The following is a 16,489-nucleotide window of genomic DNA, read 5'->3' on the forward strand; positions in this document are numbered from 1 at the left end:
CCTCCTCAGAACAGGAAATAGCGTTGCGCGAGCGGCAGGTCCTCGGCCGGCGCGCAGGTCAGCACCGCGCCATCGGCGCGCACCTCGTAGGTTTCCGGGTCGATCTCGATCTCGGGCGTCAGGCTGTTGTGGATCATGTCGCGCTTGCCGATGCTGCGGGTCCCGCGCACCGGCAGCGTGTCCTTGGCCAGCCCCAGCGCGGCGCCGACCCCGTCGTCATGGGCCGAGGCACTGACGAATGTCACCGAGGACCGCTCGCGCGCGCGGCCCAGCGCCCCGAACATGGGCTGCGCGTGCACCGGCTCGGCCGGGATCGAGCCGTTGGAATCGCCCATCTGCGCCATGACGATGGACCCGCCCATCAGCACCATCTCGGGCTTGGCGCCGAAAAACGCCGGGTCCCAGAGGCACAGGTCGGCGCGCTTGCCCGCCTCGATGCTGCCGATATGCGCGCTCAGCCCGTGCACGATGGCCGGGTTGATCGTGTATTTCGCGATATAGCGCTTGGCGCGGGCGTTGTCGTTCTCGCCCGTCTCCTCCGCCAATCGTCCGCGCTGGCGGCGCATCTTGTCGGCGGTCTGCCAGGTCCGCAGGATGACCTCGCCCACCCGGCCCATGGCCTGGCTGTCCGACGAGATCACCGAAAAGGCCCCCATGTCGTGCAGGATGTCCTCGGCGGCGATGGTCTCGCGCCGGATACGGCTTTCGGCAAAGGCAACATCCTCGGGAATGGCCTTGTCGAGGTGGTGGCACACCATCAGCATGTCGAGGTGTTCCTCGATCGTGTTGACGGTGTAGGGCATGGTCGGATTGGTCGACGAGGGCAGCACGTTCTGGGTGCCCACGACTTTCATGATGTCCGGGGCATGGCCGCCGCCCGCGCCCTCGGTGTGGTAGGCGTGGATGGCCCGGCCCTTGAAGGCGGCCAGCGTGTTCTCGACAAAGCCGCTCTCGTTGAGGGTGTCGGTGTGGATCATCACCTGCACGTCCATGTCCTCGGCCACGCCCAGGCAGCAGTCGATGGCGCCGGGGGTGGTGCCCCAGTCCTCGTGCAGCTTGAGCGCGGCCGCCCCGGCGCGCACCTGTTCGGCCAGCGCGTCGGGCAGGCTGGCGTTGCCCTTTCCCGCGAAGGCCAGGTTCATGGGCAGCGCATCGGCGGCCTGCAACATGCGCCCGATGTGCCAGGGGCCGGGCGTGCAGGTGGTCGCCAGCGTGCCGTGGGCCGGGCCGGTGCCGCCGCCCAGCATGGTCGTGATGCCCGAGTGCAGCGCGTCCTCGACCTGTTGCGGACAGATGAAGTGGATATGCGCGTCAAAGCCCCCGGCGGTGAGGATCTTGCCCTCGGCCGCGATGGCCTCGGTGCCCGGGCCGATGACGATATCGACGCCCGTCTGGGTGTCGGGGTTGCCGGCCTTGCCGATGGCTGCGATGCGGCCGTCGCGCAGCCCGACGTCGGCCTTGTAGATGCCGCTGTGGTCGAGGATCAGCGCGTTGGTGATGACGGTATCCACCGCGCCCGCGGCGCGGGTCGCCTGGGACTGGCCCATGCCGTCGCGGATGACCTTGCCGCCGCCGAACTTGACCTCTTCGCCGTAGGTCGTGAAGTCCTGCTCGACCTCGATCACCAGCTCGGTATCGGCCAGCCGCAGCCGGTCGCCCGTGGTGGGGCCGTACATGCCGGCATAGGCGGCGCGGGAAAGGGTGCGTGCCATCAGAGCGCCCCCATGACCTGCTGGTTGAAGCCGAAGACGCGCCGCACCCCGCCGTACGGCACAAGGCGCACCTCGCGGGTCTGGCCCGGCTCGAAGCGCACCGCGGTGCCGGCGGGAATGTCCAGCCGCTGGCCACGGGCGGCGGCGCGGTCGAAGTCCAGCCCGGAATTGGCCTCGGCAAAGTGGTAGTGGCTGCCCACCTGCACGGGCCGGTCGCCGGTGTTGGCGACCTCCAGCACCGTGACCTCGGCGCCCGCGTTCAAGGTGATCTCGCCTTGGGCCGGAAACAGCTCTCCGGGGATCATTTGCGGCCCCGCCCGAGGGCATAGCCGCCCGCCAGCGCCAGAAGCCCGACCAGCACCAGCCAGAGCGCGTCGATGCCGTGCGGGTGCATGTGCGCGCCGGCGTGGGCCTGCGCCAGGCTCGGCAGGATCAGCAGAAGGGGCAGAAGAAAACGCATGGGATCGGTCCTTTTTCCAGGTCAGCGGATGGGGTCGTGAACGGTCACCAGCTTGGTGCCGTCGGGAAAGGTGGCCTCGACCTTGACCGAGGGGATCATCTCGGGGATGCCCGCCATGCAGTCCTCGGCCGTGACGACATGCGCGCCCGCCTCCATGAGGTCGGCCACGCTGCGGCCCTCGCGCGCGCCCTCGACCACGAAATCCGAGATCAGCGCGATGGCCTCGGGGTGGTTGAGCTTGACACCACGGGCCTTGCGCCCGCGGGCCACCATGGCGGCGACCGAGATCAGCAGCTTGTCCTTTTCGCGGTGGGTCAGGTTCATCGCTCGGGGCTCTCCTGTCGGGTGGGGGTCATGTCTGCCAGACGCGCGGCAGCGGGCCGGGGCGCAGCACCGCCAGAAGCCGCGCCACCTGCCGGCGCAGCGGCAAGCCATCCTCAGCCAGCAGCCGGATCATCAGCTTGCCGTCGAAGGCCGAGGCGCCGCCGCGGGTGCCCGGTTCGTCCAGCGCGGCGCGCACCGGGGCCAGCGCATCCGCCGCGCCGGGGGCGACCAGCGCCAGCGTGGCGAAGGCGCGGGCGCCTTCAAGCACCGCCGGTCCGGCAGTCAGCGCCGCAGGCGTCAGATGCAGCGGCTCGACCAGCACCGGCCGGCCGGCGCGCATCACGCGGCGGGTGTCGCGCAGGTGCAGCGTGGCGGGGTGTTCGCCCATGGCCGCGCGGCCCAGCACCAGCATCTCCAGCATCAGGCAGGTGGCGTCGGCGTCGAGGTCGATCCGCGTCTCGCGCATCAGGTGGCTTTGCTCGAAAAGGATCGTCTCCTGCGGCAGCCAGTCCAGATGCGCCCCCGGGCCGACCCGGTGGCGCACCGTCACAGCGGCCGCACCGCCGGGGCTGCGATAGGCGCGCTCGGCGGTCTGGGTGGTGGCCGTCGCGCGCGTGCCTGGGCCGAGGTCAAGGCCGCAGGTCAGCCGGTCGCCCCCCGTCAGCCCGCCCGAGGTGTTCAGAAACACCACCTCGGGCCCGGTTTCGCCCGGATGCACGAAGGCCTTGGCCGACCCGGACTGGTGCAACCGGTCCAGCCTGCCCCGGCCCGGCCCGGCGCGCAGCGCCACATGGGCCGTGCCCTGGCTGCGCTCGGCGGCCCGCACCGGGGCGGTCTGGATCGTCATGGCAAGCTCCTTGGGCGGTTGGTGACAAGCCTAACGCGCGGTGCCGGCATCACCACCGCAGCCACCGCCCCACCCCGCGCTGCGGATGCACCCCAGCGATCGGATGCCCGGATTCAGGGCAAGACGCCCGGAACATGTGCAAAATGGCAACCTGCCTGCGGCGGCGGCGGGCCGGTCCCATTGCGCGGGCATCGCGGCGCACCAAGGCGGCTCAAGGCCATCACCGGTGCCGCGCGCATGCGACAGAACCGTCGCCGCGACATTGATCCCGCATCGACGCGCGCCACTTCTGGTCAGCGGGGAACTTTGATCGGCTGGTCCCTACCCGGGCCCGGGCTTTGGCATTTTCCCGTGAATGGGTCAGGACTCGCACGATGACATGCCTGTCGATCATCAGCTGGAACATACACCGCGGCCGCGGCGAGGATGGCGTGGTCGACCCGGCGCGCACGCTGGACGTGCTGACGCGAGAGGTCGCCGCGCCGCCGCCTGACCTTGTCATTTTGCAGGAGGCGGACGCGGAGGCCCTGCCCCACCGCGGGATTCTCGATCTCGACGCCATCGCGGCACGCACCGGCCTGCGGCATCTTCACCGCACCCCGGAGAGCCGCTGGGGCCCGGACAGCCATGGCTTTCTCGGGGTCGTCTTCCTTGCCGGTGACGGTATCGCCGTCGAGTCCATCACCGTGATCGACCTGCCCGGGCATTGCCACCGCGGGGCCGTCATTGCCGACCTGCGCAAGGACGGCGCGCCGTGTCGGGTCGTGGGCACGCATTTGTCGCTGACCCAGGTGCTGCGGATCGCCCAGTTGCGGACGCTGGGGCAGTACCTGTTCCGCAGGCCCGCCCGGCCGACCGTCCTGTGCGGGGATCTGAACGAATGGCGCCCCTGGGGCGGCGCGGCGCTGTCGCGCGCCGTCCTCGGCGACCGATACACCGGCCCGGTCCCGGCCACGTTCCCGGTGCGCCGTCCCCTGCTGGGGCTGGATCGCGTTCTCGGCGCGGGCGGCGCGTATGTCCGGCACGCGCGGGTGCTTGACGGGCCGGGCATCCGCATCGCCTCGGATCACCGGCCGCTCAGGGCCGAAATCGAAGTACCGCCGCCGGGCTAAGCTAGACGCCGCCGTCGCGCGCGCGTGTCCAACGATGAACCCAGACCGACGGCGCAGAGCTTTGGCCGTCGTGCAGGGCGACACGGATATCGGCCGCGTCGATCCCCTCGCCCGGCAAGAGCACGAAGGTCAGCCGCGTGCCGCGCCCGTCCGGCAAGGCGAAGACGCTGACGCCCTCGATGGCGACCGTCGCCGGGGCGGTGATCTCCGGCCGCAGGCCGTCGGGGCCGCCCGTGACATCGACGACGTACCGGCGGGCGCCGGGGCGGTGGTGGGCAAGCCCGCTGCGGCTCTGGAGGACGGCGCGCGCGGCACCGTCTTGCGGTGCCGCCCGCGTCCAGGTGATGGAATAGGTGAAGCGATGCTCGGTGCCGGCCAGCAACGGCACCTCGGGCCGCCAGAAGGCAACGACGTTGTCCATGAACTCGTCACCGGTGGGAATCTCGACCAGCATCACCGCCCCGCGCCCCCAGTCGCCCGCCGGTCGCACGATGGCCGAGGGGCGGGCGTGATATCGCGCCTCGGTGTCCTGGTAATCCTCGAAGCGGCGCGGGGTCTGGAACAGCCCGAAACTGGCCGGGCCGTCATCGACGAAGGCCGAGGTCTCGACCCGGGCCGGATTGGCGATCGGCCGCCAGAGGCGTTCGCCCGCGCCGTTCTCGATCTGCAGAAGATCGCTGTCGTGCACCCGCGGCCGGAAATCGTCGCTGACGGCGCTGCGCAGCGGCCCCTTGAGGTACATCGACGTCAGCGGCGCGACACCGATGTCGTCGATGTCACGGCGCGGCAGCAGCGTGACCGCGATATCGGTGACGGTGTCGCGCCCCGGCCGCAGGGTCATGTCGAGATGCCCGGCCAGCGATGGGCTGTCGATGACCCCCTCGATCCGGACTGTGCCCCCGCGCGCCGGGTGCAGCCGCAGGTGGGTGAAGCGCGGAAACTCCTCGGGCGCGGGGCCGCCGGTTCCCAGGGCGACACCGCGCGCGGACAGGCCGTAGACCATGTCCTGCCCGATGGCGCGGAAGTAGCTGGCCCCCTGCAGCACCAGCACCTCGTCCAGGCGGTCGGGCGCGTTCAGCGGATGGCGCAGCCGCAGCCCCGAAAAGCCGGCCTCCGGCACGGTGTCGGGCACATCCGCGAAAAAGCGATCGTCGAAGGCGAAGAGATCTGGCGAGAAATCGACGGGCGTGGGGCCGCTGCCATCGTCCACGTCGATGCGCACCGGGTCGGGAAAGAACAGGCCCGGTGGCAGCAGGTCGAAGGCGAACTTTGGGCCGTGGTCCAGCAGGGCCGCGCGGCCCGGCAGGGGCCGAATGCCGCGGTAGGCCTCGTAGCTCAGATCGGCGAAAGGCTCCGGCAAGGGCGGGGCATGGGCGGCGAAGGGGCGCGCGGCGAGGCGGCGGGCCTTGGCCAGCAGCGTCTCGGCGGGCCGGGCCGCTGACCGAAGGCCGGGCATCAGCCCCGACGCGGCAACCCCGGCGATAAAGCTGCGCCGCCGCATCAGACCGGCGCCTCCAGCACGCGCATGACCAGCGGCGCGCAACACAGCGGCAGGGCGACGGGGGCAAGCCATAGCGCGGCCGGCCCCGCCAGCGGCACGGCGAGCGCCACGAGCGCCCAACCGGCGAACGCCTCGCCTAGCCCCGGCGGCAGCATGCGCTGTGCCCCTTTGCCCGACTTCCAGCCGCAGTCGCGGCCAAGGCACACCGATAGGACAGATCGCGTCTGGCGCAGCATCACCAGCGGCGCGATGAGCGACGACACCGCAAGCTCGCCGAGCGCGGCCCGCAGCATGACCACGCGCCGTCGCAGGGTCCGGGCGGCCTGCCAGCGCTCCAGCAGCGCACAGAGCTTGGGCGTGAGCAAGACGCCCGCCACGACGATCAGGGGCAGTTCCCCCGATACCGGAACCCCGCCGAACGCGACCAGCACGACGAGGATCAGCCAGATCGGCGCCACGAGATAGCTGAGAACCCCCATGGCCAGGTGGACACGACTGGTCGGCGTCAGCCCGGGTTCGGCCAACAGCCGCAGGTGCTGCAGATTGCCCTGGCACCAGCGTCGGTCGCGCGCGTGGAATGCGTCGATGGTCTGCGGGGCCTCTTCGGCACTGCCGCCAATGTCGGGGTCGAGCGCGACGGCCCACCCCGCGCGCCGGATCCAGGCGGCCTCGACGAAATCGTGGCTCAGGATCATGCCGCCCCAGGGCGCAGCCCCCGAAAGGTGCGGCAGGCTGCGGGCGCTGCGGAACGCCGCCACGCGCATGATCGCATTGTGGCCCCAGTAGTTGCCGCTGCGCCCGCTCCAGGCGGCTAGGCCACGGCCGAACCCCGGCGCCAGCAAGCACGAGGCGACACGCTGATGGCGGCCGAAGCGGGTCCGCCCCCTGAGAATGCCGATTCCGGCCTGCAAGAGGCCGAGGTCCGGCTCCTGCTCCATGCGCCGGATCATGCGCGCGACGCGATGCGCCGAGACGCGGCTGTCGGCGTCCAGCACCAGCATGTGATCGAAATGCGCGCCGTGGCTGTCGACCCAGTCGCCGATATTGCCGGGCTTGCGCCCGGTGTTTTCGGCACGGCGCCGATACGTCAGCACGCCAGCAGCATGCGCTGTCAGAAGCGCCGCCTCCTCACGGGCGACATTCTCGCGCCCCGAGGTGTCCGACAGGACGAAAATCTGCACGGTCTCGCCCAGCCCGATCCGCGCCAGGCTGGCGCGCAGGGCGGCGAGGTGCGCGGCGAGCGGCCGCGGGTCCTCGTTGCAAACGGTAATCAGGAGCGCCGTCCGCGTACTCGGGCGCCAATGGGCGGGCAGTCGCGTGCTGCGCGCGTCCGGCACGACCAACCCCAGAAGCGCCGTGGCCGCGCCGCCGGAAATCCAGATCGCGGTCACGGTGACAAGAGGCAGCGCGATCATGGCCGCCGGCGTCCAGGCTGTCAGGCTGGTCACGAAGGCGGCAACAATGGCAATCGTCATGGACAGCGCGAGTGCCAAGACGGTGACCGTTGGACCGTGCCACGGCGTCTCGACGATGCTGGCCCGCGGCCACGGGTCCTGCGGCGATGCCGGGTCGGCAGAGCCTGCCTGTTGGATCAAGCGTGGTTCAACGCGCATGCGCTCCGACTTAATCCGACAGTCGATCCGGGCAACAGCCCTATCCCCCGCGCCCGGCAAAGGGTGGCCACATGCGCGATACCACGCCATCCCGGCGAACGAGGCCGTGATAGGCCGCCGCGGCGATATGAACGGCGATGACAGCGCCCAGCGCGATCCCAGCGAAGTAGTGGACAGTCTTGGCCGTCTCGGCCAGCGCCTCGGAGCGCGGCACGAGCGACGGCGCGCCCAGCGCATCCAGCGACTCGATCGGGAACCCCCCCGCCTTGACCCGGATGTAGCCCGCCACGGGCATGATCAGAAGCAGCGCGTAGAGAGACCCGTGCGACAGCCCAGCGGCCCGTCTCTGCCAGCCGGGCAGATCGTCGGGCAGGCCCGCGGGCGGATGCCGCCACCGGTACAGAGCTCGCAGGATCAGCAGTAAGAAGACCGCGATCCCGACGTTCTTGTGAAACAGGAAAAGCGCGTTGGACAGGCTGCGGTTCAGGTCGGGGCGGATCATCAGGACCCCGGCTGCGATCATGGCGATGACCAGAACGGCCATCGCCCAATGAAGCAGTCGCGCGGGGCGTCTGTATTGAAAGTCGACTTTGGCCACGCACCCCTCCGTCTTTCGCTCCGCGCCGCAAAATCGAGCATAGCGCGCGCAGGCGGCGCTTCAAGAACCCGCGCCCGGGCTTGACTGTTCCCGGACGCGCCCAATGTCATCCCCATGTCATTCGTCCGGACGGAAACCCCCAAGCCAATGACGCCCGGGCATCGGCCCGCAATCGGGGCGCCGGTCGGCGTTTTCGCCATTGCTTCCGCTGCGCTGATGCCGGCTGTCGTCGCGCTGACAAGCGTTCTGCCCGCGTCGGGCATCGCTTCGGCGGGCCTTGTGCTGGTCTGCTTCACCATCGGCGTGGCCGCGGCGGCGCGGGCGCTGCATGGCGGCTATCCGCATGCGCGACTAGGGGCCTGCAATGTCATCACCTTGACGCGGCTCGCCCTGACCATGGCGCTGCTGGGGCCGCTTGTTGCGGGCGCCGGGCCGTCCTGGCCGATCCTTGCCGTGGCGCTTGTCACGCTGCTGCTCGACGGGGCCGACGGCTGGGTCGCGCGGCGTCAGGGCACGACCTCGGCCTTCGGGGCGCGCTTCGACCTCGAGGTCGACTCCGCCCTCGCGCTTGTCTTGGCCATCGGCGCGGCAACCGCCGGTACCGTGGGGCCGGCCGCGCTCCTCCTCGGGCTGCCGAGATACCTGTTCGCCGGCGGGATGTGGTTTTTCCCCTGGATGCGGCGGGACCTTCCGCCGCGGTTCAGCCGCAAGACCGTTTGCGTGGTGCAACTGGGCACGCTGATCGCGCTGCAGGCGCCGGTCCTGCCCGCGGTCGCGACCCCGGTCCTCATGGCCGTGGCGCTGGCGCTGCTGGCCTGGTCGTTCATGTTGGATCTGGTCTGGCTCTGGCGGCACCGGGCATGACGCGGCCGTGCATGGCCGACCTGTCCCGGCTGGGCCTCGCCGCGCTGATCCTGCATGTGTTGCTGATCCAGCCCAACCACCCGGACTCGATAACATGGGCGGCGCTTTTCGTGTTTCCGCTGGAACTACCGGCCGTCCTGCTCGGGCTGGCGGCCCTGCCGGCAGCGCGCTGGGGCGTCGTCGCGCGGGGCGTGCTGGTGGCGGTCCTGACGGTGATCGCGGTCCTGAAGGCGGCTGACCTCGCGATGTTCACGGCGCTGGGGCGCGGGTTCAATCCGGTCGCCGATCTGCCGCTGATCCCGGCCGGATTGCGCCTGGCGACGGGGGCCATGGGCCCGGCGCTCACTCTCGGGGCCGTGCTCGCGGCTTTGCTGACATCGGCCCTCGTCGCCTGGGCCCTGTGGTGGGCCACGTCCGTCTGGGCGCGGATCGCCGCGCCGCGCCCCGTTGCAGGCGGTCTTGCCACGGCGTCGATCCTGTCTGCCGGGGTCGCGACCGCGCAGGTCGGCGCGGCCATGGGGCACTGGAGCCTGCCGGTCTCGCCCCCCGGGGCGGCCTTCACGGCGCGAGTCGGGGTGGAGCGGTTCGGCATGGCGCGCAAGACCCTGGCCGATCTGCGCGCGTTCAAGGCCGCCGCGGCCGAGGACCCCTTTGCCGGCCGCGCTGACCTGTTGGCGGGGATCGACCGGGATGTCCTGGTCGTCTTCGTCGAAAGCTATGGACGCACGAGCCTTGACACGCCGCTCTATGCCGACACGCACCGCGCCACGCTGGAACAGGGGCAAGCCCGGCTGGAGGCCGCGGGGCTGTCGATGCGCTCGGGCCTTTTGCGGGCGCCGACGCGCGGCGGCCAGAGCTGGCTGAGCCATGCCACCTTCGCCAACGGGCTTTGGATCGCCGATCAGACGCGTTACGGTGCCGCGCTGGCCAGCACGCGGCAATCGCTTTTCCACCTTGCCGCGGAGGCGGGCTTTCATACCGCCGCGGTGATGCCGCAGATCACCCTGGAATGGCCGGAAGCCACCCGCATGGGGTTCGAGACCGTCCTGGCGGCCGAGGACCTCGGCTATGCGGGGCCGGCCTTCAACTGGGTGACAATGCCCGATCAGTTCACCCTGGCCGCACTTGACAGGCTGTTGCGCGAACAGACGGCCGACAGGCCGCTTTTCGCGCAGATCGCGCTGGGGTCGTCGCATGCGCCCTGGGTGCCGGTGCCCGACCTCGTCGCCTGGGAGGCGATCGAGGACGGCACCATCTTCGCGCGCATGGCCCGGGCGGGCGACCCGCCGGACGTGGTCTGGCGCGATCATGACCGGGTGCGCGACCAGTATCGCCGGGCTGTGGATTACGCGCTTCGCGTCGTGCTCGACTACGCGGCCCGTCATGCCGAAAATCCGCCGTTGATCTTCGTGGTCGGGGATCACCAGGCCGCGAGCTTCGTGGCGCAGGACGAGCGGCCCGATGTGCCCGTCCACCTGATCGGCCCCGAGGCGCTGGTCGCGGCGGCCGAAAACTGGGGCTGGACCCGCGGACTGATCCCACGCGACACGGCCGAGGTGCGGTCGATGGCGCGAATGCGCGACATGATCCTCGAGGCCTATTCGCGCCCTGTCAACAAAGGGGCGGACACGTGACCCTGGGCGGGCGGCAAATCCCGGCCTGGCTGGTCAGGCTCGGACAGGCGGGGCTCAGCCTCGGCCTTCTGGTGCTGATCTGGCGGGCGGTCGACGGCGCCGCGGCGGCGCGCAGCCTAAAGTCGGCGCAGTGGGGCTGGTTGACGCTCGGCCTCGTCCTGCTGAGCCTGCAGACCCTGCTGTCGGCGCTGCGCTGGCAGCTGACCGCACGGCACCTGGGGATCGCCCTGGGCACCCGGCAGGCGCTGGGGGAATACTACCTGTCGCAAGTGGTGAACCAGTCGCTTCCCGGCGGGATGATCGGGGATGCCGGACGCGCCGTCCGGTCCAGGGGCGGCGCGGGGCTGATGGCGGCCGGCCAGGCGGTTGTCTTCGAGCGGCTGGCCGGCCAAATCGCCATGTTCGCGACTCTGGGCACGGCGTTCGTCGCGACGCTGGCCGTTCCGGGCGGGCTGGACTGGCCGGGGTGGGTTGCCGCGCCCGTCGCCGGGGTCCTCGCGGTCGGCCTTTGCCTGCCTGTCTTGGCGCAAGGGGCGACCCACCTTCCCGGCCGTGCCGGCGCGACGGCGCGGCAGATGCGCGCGGACTTCCTGCGGTCGGTTGCCGCGCGCCCCGTGCTGGCGGGGCAGATCGTGCTGAGCCTGGGCACGACCCTGTGCAATCTCGCGGCCTTCGCCGCCTGCGCACGCGCTGTCGGCGTCGATCTCGGCCTGTCGGCCACCGCGGCGCTGGTGCCGGTGATCCTGTTCACCATGCTCATCCCCGTCTCGATCTCGGGCTGGGGTCTGCGAGAGGGCGCCGCGGCCGGCCTGCTGCCGATCGCCGGCGTGAGCGCGAGCGGCGGACTGGCTGCGAGCATCGCGTTCGGGCTGGTCCTCATCGCGGCGGTCTCGCCGGGCCTTGTGCTGGTCTGGATCACGCCGCGGCAAGAGGCGCGGGGCACGGGGCAGTTGACGCCGCCCTGACAGGGCCGGGACGATCCGGCGCGGGCCGTCGCCTTGTTTCCGGGCGGCTGGAAGCTAACTTCCTAGATCGCGTGAGAATGGAGTGGATCATGACCAAAGACTTGAACCGTCGCACTTTCCTCGGCACTGGCGCCGCGGCCCTCGGTGCGGGCACGCTGGGCCTGGGATCGGCCCGCCCGGCCATGGCGCAGACCGCTGTCAGCCTGCAGCTTTCGTGGCTGCATTCCGCGCAGTTCGCCGGCAGCTACATCGCGCTCGACCGCGGCTGGTGGGCCGAGAGCGGGCTGGCGGTGTCGCTGCTGCCCGGCGGGCCCAACGCCCCGGTCGAACCGCCGGTGGTGTCGGGCACGGCGCTGGTGGGCATCTCGGCGGCCGACTACACCGCGGCCGCCGTCGCGGAAGGGGCACCGTTCAAGATCATCGGGGTCGCGATGCAGAAAAACCCCTTCGTTATCGCCTCGCTTCCGGCCAATCCCGTCAATGAGCCGGCCGACCTGGTGGGCAAGCGCATCGGCATGGCCCTTGCGAACACGCCGGTGCTCGAGGCGCTGTGCACCCTGAACGGGGTGGACATCGACGGCATCGACATCGTGCCCACGCAGTATTCGGCGCAGCCGCTGCTGGCCGGCGAGGTGGACTGCCTGCTGTGCTGGGAAACCGACCTGCCCGTCGCCATGGACATGCAGGGGGTCGAGAACCAGACCATGCTGATGGCCGATCACGGCTACGCGGTGCATTCGCAGACCTACATCGCCACCGAGGACAGCCTTGCCAACCGGCGCGGCGATCTGGTCCGGCTGATGTCGGGCGAGGTGCGCGGCTGGGAGGCCTATCGCGCCGACACCGACGCCGCCGCGCGCCTGACGCTCGAGATGCACCCCGACGCGGGGCTGGACCTTGAAACGCAGAAACTCCAGGCCGCGCGGCAGGTGCCGCTGATGTTTTCCGAGCTGACCGACGCCAACGGGTTCGGCTGGTGGACCGACGACACGGTCGCGGCGAATGTCGAGACCCTGGGCCTTCTGGGGCGGACCGTTTCGCCCGACCTCTGGGATAGATCCATTCTTGAAGAGGTTCATGGAACGTGACGTGACACCACCGCCGGACGTCTCGTGCACGGCGCTAGCCAAGACCTTCGAGGGCGGCACGCGGGCAGTCGACCCCATCGACCTGACCTTCGAGGAGGGCCAAACGACGGCGCTAGTCGGGCCGTCGGGGTGCGGGAAGTCAACGCTGCTGCGGATGGTGGCCGGACTGGACACGCCGACCTCCGGCACGGTCGAGATCGGCGGCGCACCGCCCGTGTCCACGCTGCGGCAGGCCGGCCTGTCGATGGCCTTTCAGGACCCGTCGCTTCTGCCGTGGCGAACCGTGCGCGGCAATATCGAGCTGGCGCTGAAACTGGCGCGGCACCGGGCCGACCCGGCCGAGATCGACCAGCTGATCGCCCTCGTCGGCCTTGACGGCTTTGCCGAGACGCGCCCGGCGGAGCTGTCGGGCGGCATGCGGCAACGCGCGGCCATTGCGCGTGCGCTGGCCACGCGCCCGGGCCTGCTGCTGCTGGATGAACCCTTCGGGGCGGTGGACGAACTCACCCGGCGGCAACTGTCGCAGGACCTGCCGCGCATCTGGGAGGCCCGCGGAACCACCGCGATCCTCGTGACCCATTCGGTCAGCGAGGCGGTGCAACTTTCGGACCGGGTCATCGTCCTGTCGCCGCGGCCCGCCACGATCATGGACGACATCACGATCGACCTGCCCCGTCCGCGTGCCGGGCCTGCCGCCCGCAGCGACGCGGCCACCGCCCTGACCGACCGTGTCTTTGCCGCGCTGTCCAAGGGGATGGCCGAGCGCAGCGCGCCGATGGCGGCGCAATGACCAGCCTGACGATCCACCGCCCGATTGGTCCGGCGATCGAGCGCCGCAGCCGCGCGGCCCTCGGCCCCGTTGTCGGCCTTCTGGTGCTGCTTGCGGGATGGGAGGCGGCCGGGCGCCTATTGACCGAAGCCTTCGTTCTGGCCGCGCCCAGCGAGGTCGCGCGCTACCTTGCCGCCGAGTGGGCGCTGATGGGCCGCGCGCTGGGCGTGACGCTCACCAATGCCGCCGCCGGTTTCGTGATCGGCAACCTGGCCGCGGTCCTGCTCGCCGCGGTGGCGCTGGTCTGGCCGCGCAGCGAGGGTGTGATAACCGGGCTGGCGCTGCTCGTGTTCTGCCTGCCGCTGGTGGCGACGGGCCCTATCCTGCGCGTCCTTTTCGGGCCGGGACCGGGGCCGCAGATCACGCTGGCCGCGCTCGCCGTCTATTACACCACGCTGATCCCGCTGCTGATCGGCCTGCGCGCCGCGCCGCAAAGCTGGTTCGACCTGGTGCGAAGCTACGGGCGCGGCCGCCTCTCGACGCTGGTCCACGTGCGGGCCATGGCGTCGCTGCCCTATCTGTTCGCCGGGCTTCAGATCGCGGCGCCGGCGGCCTTTCTGGGGGCGATGGTGGGCGAGTTTACCGGGGCGCAACGCGGCATGGGCGTTCTGACCGTGCGGGCCATCCGCGCCCTGGATGTCGAGATGACATGGGCCATCGCCACCCTGGCCACACTGGTGTCGGTGGCGGTCTACCTCGCCATCGGCGCGGTGGCGCGCCGGGTGCTGCTGGACGAGCCGCCGGTGATCCTGTCTGCACCGGCGGTGACCGGGCGGCGACGGCGGCGCGACGGGTGGATCGACGCCAGCCTCGTGCTGGCCCTCGCGCTGGGCGGCTGGGCCGGGGCGCTGTGGCTTTTCGATCTGAACCCGTTCTTCGCCAAGGGGCCGCATGACGTCGTCGAAGCCCTTTTTCTGGCCCCGGATGCCGCGGCGACCCGGGCCACCATCGGCGCGGCCCTGGCCGAAACCGCGATCTTCCTGATCCCAGGCTATCTGGCCGGCCTCCTGGCCGGGGCGGCGCTGGCGATGCTGCTGATCCTGGTGCCGGTGCTGGCCGGCACGGCCATGCCGGTGGCCATAGCCCTGCGCTCGGTGCCCATCGTGACGACGGCGCCCCTGGTGGTGCTGCTGATCGGACGCGGGGCGCTGGGGACGATCGTGCTGGTGGCGGTGATGGTCTTCTTCCCAACATTCGTCGCCTGCCTGCAGGGGCTGAGGCAGGCGCCAGGGCAGGTCATGTCCGTGCTCGACAGTTACGCGGCCGGGCCGCTGACGCGGCTGGTCCGGGTGCGCATCCCGGCCATGCTGCCGGCCTTCTTTGCCGCGGCGCGCATGGCCGTGCCGGCCTCGGTGCTGGCGGTTACGGTGGTGGAATGGCTGGCCACCGGCGCGGGCATCGGCAGCCTCATGGCGCTTTCGGCCTCGCTGTCGGACTACGATGTCCTCTGGGCCTCGGTCGTGCTGGTCGCGGCGCTGTCCGCCCTGGGCTATGTCCTCGTGGGCCGGGTCGAGCGGCGGGTGCTGGCCATCTACGCCCCCGAGCAGCTTGCATGACCCGGCGCCGCGCCGCCTTCGCGATCCCCGGGGACATCACCACCGCCACGGGCGGGTTCATCTACGAACGCCGCCTGCTGGAGGCGCTGCGCCACGAGGGCCACGACGTCACGCATCTTCGCCTCGGGACGTCTTTTCCGGACCCGGACGCAGAGGACACCGCCGACGCCGTCGAGCAACTGCAGGACCTGGCGCCCGACCGCGTGGTCATCCTCGACGGCTTCGTCTCGGCGACGCTGGACACCGAGGCGCTGGCCGCCCTGCATGTGCCCAGCGTGGCGATGGTTCATCACCCGCTGGCCCTGGAGGTCGGTCTGGAGTCGGAGCGCCGCGACCACCTGTTCCGGCACGAGCGCGCGAACCTCGCCCGCATCGACCATGTCTTCGTGCCAAGCCCGGCCACCGCCGAGGTCCTGACCCGATCCTACGACGTGGCGGCCGACCGGATCACCGTCCTGCGGCCGGGGGCGCATCGGCCGACCGGCCCGCGCGCCCCGGTCGCGCCGCCGTTGATCCTGTCCGTCGGGATTCTGCATCCGCGCAAGGGCCATGACGTCCTCTTGACCGCGCTGGCGCGGATCACCCATCTGGACTGGACCGCGGTGATCGCCGGGAAATCCCATGACGCCGACCACGCCGCCGCGCTGGACCGGCTGCACGCTGACCTCGGCCTCGGGGGTCGCGTCCGGATCGCCGGATATTTGTCCGATGCCGACCTGTCTGCGCTTTACTGGCAGGCGGCGGTCTTCGCGCTGGCCACGCGCTACGAGGGCTACGGCCTCGTCTTCGACGAGGCGCTGGCGCACGGCCTGCCCATCGTCAGTTGCCGCGCCGGCGCCGTGCCCGATACAGTGCCCACCGCGGCCGGACACCTGGTGGCACCAGAGGATGACGCGGCCTTTGCCGATGCGCTCGCCGGGCTGTTAACCGACACCGCAGCCTATCGACGATGCGCCGAGGCCGCAGAGGCGGCCGGACGGGCGCTGCCGACCTGGGCCGATACCGCGCGCACGGCCGGGGCTGTGCTGGACCGGTTGTAGCCACTCGCGCCCCTGCGGACCCGGCCCAGTCGGTGGCGGCGACGAGGCGCACGGTCCGGACGCGACGCATCCTCGGCCAACACCGTCCGTTCGCAGCGGTGCGCCGGCGGCATGACGGTTTGACCCGTCGCCGAGGCTCGCAAGCATATCATTCGCTTGAAACACGTGAGGGGCAGAAGACAGCGCCGATTTCCCGGGGGAAATCAACGCCGGTTGGTGCGGTCGAGAAGACTCGAACTTCCACGGGTGTTACCCCACAGCGACCTCAACGCTGCGCGTCTACCAATTCCGCCACGACCGCACTGTCATCGGCTTGGTGAGCGGGTCTTTAGACAAAGCCCCGCCG

The 16,489-nt window shown here is 70.9% G+C and carries 16 protein-coding genes and 1 tRNA gene; 8 read left to right on the forward strand and 9 right to left on the reverse strand.

Annotated elements, in window-relative coordinates:
* Positions 1–5: 5 nt before the first annotated feature.
* From ureC to BU124_RS04645, 5 genes are read right to left on the reverse strand one after another with little or no spacing between them, the layout of a single operon-like run.
* A complete protein-coding gene (gene ureC, locus BU124_RS04630; protein ID WP_084861290.1) occupies positions 6–1,712 on the reverse strand; it encodes an urease subunit alpha in 1,707 nt (568 codons plus the stop codon).
* On the reverse strand, positions 1,712–2,017 hold the full coding sequence (locus BU124_RS04635; protein WP_084861291.1) for an urease subunit beta: 306 nt from the start codon (positions 2,015–2,017) through the stop codon (positions 1,712–1,714). The genes ureC and BU124_RS04635 overlap by 1 nt, the downstream gene beginning before the upstream one ends.
* A complete protein-coding gene (locus BU124_RS14745) occupies positions 2,014–2,172 on the reverse strand; it encodes a hypothetical protein (RefSeq protein ID WP_179141862.1) in 159 nt (52 codons plus the stop codon). Before BU124_RS14745 ends, BU124_RS04635 begins: the two co-directional genes overlap by 4 nt.
* Before the next feature lie 21 nt (positions 2,173–2,193).
* Positions 2,194–2,496, reverse strand: a complete 303-nt coding sequence (locus BU124_RS04640) for an urease subunit gamma (protein WP_084861292.1) — start codon at positions 2,494–2,496, stop codon at positions 2,194–2,196.
* A gap of 28 nt (positions 2,497–2,524) precedes the next feature.
* Positions 2,525–3,343, reverse strand: coding sequence for an urease accessory protein UreD (locus BU124_RS04645; protein ID WP_084861293.1), 819 nt, complete (start codon positions 3,341–3,343; stop codon positions 2,525–2,527).
* A 374-nt stretch (positions 3,344–3,717) separates the two neighbouring features.
* On the opposite strand from BU124_RS04645, the gene BU124_RS04650 reads away from it, so the two are divergent.
* Complete coding sequence (locus BU124_RS04650) at positions 3,718–4,455, forward strand: endonuclease/exonuclease/phosphatase family protein (RefSeq protein ID WP_084861294.1); 738 nt, start codon at positions 3,718–3,720, stop codon at positions 4,453–4,455.
* A gap of 1 nt (position 4,456) precedes the next feature.
* Here BU124_RS04650 and BU124_RS04655 read toward each other — a convergent pair whose 3' ends face one another.
* The 3 genes from BU124_RS04655 to BU124_RS04665 are packed head-to-tail and all read right to left on the reverse strand — an operon-like array spanning position 4,457 to position 8,167.
* Complete coding sequence (locus BU124_RS04655; protein WP_245831608.1) at positions 4,457–5,911, reverse strand: OpgD/OpgG family glucan biosynthesis protein; 1,455 nt, start codon at positions 5,909–5,911, stop codon at positions 4,457–4,459.
* 44 nt (positions 5,912–5,955) lie between these two features.
* On the reverse strand, positions 5,956–7,569 hold the full coding sequence (gene mdoH / locus BU124_RS04660) for a glucans biosynthesis glucosyltransferase MdoH (RefSeq protein WP_084861296.1): 1,614 nt from the start codon (positions 7,567–7,569) through the stop codon (positions 5,956–5,958).
* A gap of 40 nt (positions 7,570–7,609) precedes the next feature.
* Positions 7,610–8,167, reverse strand: a complete 558-nt coding sequence (locus BU124_RS04665) for a cytochrome b (protein ID WP_084861297.1) — start codon at positions 8,165–8,167, stop codon at positions 7,610–7,612.
* A gap of 216 nt (positions 8,168–8,383) precedes the next feature.
* Between BU124_RS04665 and BU124_RS04670 the strand changes: the two genes are divergently transcribed.
* From BU124_RS04670 to BU124_RS04700, 7 genes are all read left to right on the forward strand, one after another.
* Positions 8,384–9,031: a CDP-alcohol phosphatidyltransferase family protein gene (locus BU124_RS04670; protein WP_245831610.1), complete on the forward strand. Its 648-nt coding sequence runs from the start codon at positions 8,384–8,386 to the stop codon at positions 9,029–9,031.
* Positions 9,032–9,042: 11 nt separating this feature from the next.
* Complete coding sequence (locus tag BU124_RS04675) at positions 9,043–10,665, forward strand: sulfatase-like hydrolase/transferase (RefSeq protein WP_084861299.1); 1,623 nt, start codon at positions 9,043–9,045, stop codon at positions 10,663–10,665.
* Positions 10,662–11,630, forward strand: a complete 969-nt coding sequence (locus BU124_RS04680) for a lysylphosphatidylglycerol synthase transmembrane domain-containing protein (RefSeq protein ID WP_245831611.1) — start codon at positions 10,662–10,664, stop codon at positions 11,628–11,630. Before BU124_RS04675 ends, BU124_RS04680 begins: the two co-directional genes overlap by 4 nt.
* A gap of 89 nt (positions 11,631–11,719) precedes the next feature.
* A complete protein-coding gene (locus tag BU124_RS04685; protein WP_143529887.1) occupies positions 11,720–12,718 on the forward strand; it encodes an ABC transporter substrate-binding protein in 999 nt (332 codons plus the stop codon).
* 1 nt (position 12,719) lies between these two features.
* Positions 12,720–13,508 carry an ABC transporter ATP-binding protein gene (locus BU124_RS04690; RefSeq protein ID WP_245831612.1) on the forward strand — a complete coding sequence of 263 codons (789 nt, stop codon included), beginning with the start codon at positions 12,720–12,722 and terminating at the stop codon, positions 13,506–13,508.
* The gene (locus BU124_RS04695) at positions 13,505–15,103 is read left to right on the forward strand and encodes an ABC transporter permease (protein ID WP_084861301.1); all 1,599 of its coding nucleotides are present in this window, start codon (positions 13,505–13,507) and stop codon (positions 15,101–15,103) included. The genes BU124_RS04690 and BU124_RS04695 overlap by 4 nt, the downstream gene beginning before the upstream one ends.
* Positions 15,100–16,143: a glycosyltransferase family 4 protein gene (locus tag BU124_RS04700; protein ID WP_084861302.1), complete on the forward strand. Its 1,044-nt coding sequence runs from the start codon at positions 15,100–15,102 to the stop codon at positions 16,141–16,143. Before BU124_RS04695 ends, BU124_RS04700 begins: the two co-directional genes overlap by 4 nt.
* A gap of 214 nt (positions 16,144–16,357) precedes the next feature.
* On the opposite strand, the gene BU124_RS04705 is transcribed toward BU124_RS04700, so the two are convergent.
* Positions 16,358–16,444: transfer RNA gene (locus BU124_RS04705), tRNA-Leu, on the reverse strand.
* Between the last annotated feature and the right edge of the window lie 45 nt (positions 16,445–16,489).

This window comes from Salibaculum halophilum (assembly GCF_002094885.1).
Classification (GTDB): domain Bacteria; phylum Pseudomonadota; class Alphaproteobacteria; order Rhodobacterales; family Rhodobacteraceae; genus Salibaculum; species Salibaculum halophilum.